At 59.5% G+C, this 859-nt stretch carries 1 protein-coding gene; it reads right to left on the bottom strand.

Annotated elements, in window-relative coordinates:
* Window positions 1-297 precede the first annotated feature (297 nt).
* Window positions 298-859, bottom strand: a 562-nt coding sequence (locus MOV63_RS32455) for a type IV secretory system conjugative DNA transfer family protein (RefSeq protein WP_247039844.1), incomplete at its 5' end; no start/stop codon positions are given.

The following is an 859-nucleotide window of genomic DNA, read 5'->3' as shown; positions in this document are numbered from 1 at the left end:
CTCCCTCGAAATGGCGTTTCCGCTCGGCAACACGCCGCCAGAACGGGGTATGCGCCTGTTCATTCAGCGTGACGTAGTCGATGAACAGGACGCGGTCATCGCGCAGCATGATGACCATATCCGGGGTATGGTTACGTTTGACCGGCATCTTCCGGTCATGGGTAGACCAGCACGCGACCTCCGCATGCAAACAGATCGAGCGTCCGTTGAGGCCGCGTGTCTTAGGTGACGCCAATGCCTTCTATGAACCCGCGCCAAAGCCGCCAACTTCTGAGTTGACAGTGAACCGCCCGGGTCTCAGGTGGCAGAGGCGATGCCGAGATCGGCAGGATCAGGAACGGTTTGTCGCAGTATTTCGTCGATGCTGGCGCGACTGCGCACCGATCCGCCGGTTCCCGCAATCTTGGCTGCCACAGCAAAGGTCAAACGTTCTGCCGAGGCTTTGACCGCGGATTCCATTTCGGCGATACGGCTGTCGCGTGCATCCTGACGTGGACTCGACGGGCGTTTCAGTTCGTCCAACCCGCCATCCTCGACCGATTGCGATAATGACCTGGCAATCGACAGCGGGATCTCTGGCGCGGACAGCGGGTTTCTATCTGGCGGATCGAACCCAAGGTCGTGCGATGCCGGATCTTCCGTGGCCAAGGCGGGCACCGGCCGTGGCGCAACGAAATCGACTTCAGGCACCGGTGGCGGGTGCGCCAGAGAAAAGTCCGCCGCGGTTTTGAACGCTGCAATTTCATGGAAACGTAGCTTTCCTGCGAAGATCGACGGCTGCCCCTCGATCAACAGGATCATTCGTTCTGAAGGCATTTGCCGAACTTCCTGCGGCATCATCAGATCGCGTTCGCGTATC

The organism is Neorhizobium sp. SHOUNA12A (genome assembly GCF_023006505.1).
Taxonomy (GTDB): Bacteria; Pseudomonadota; Alphaproteobacteria; order Rhizobiales; family Rhizobiaceae; genus Neorhizobium.
This window is presented reverse-complemented; position numbering and strand designations above follow the sequence as displayed.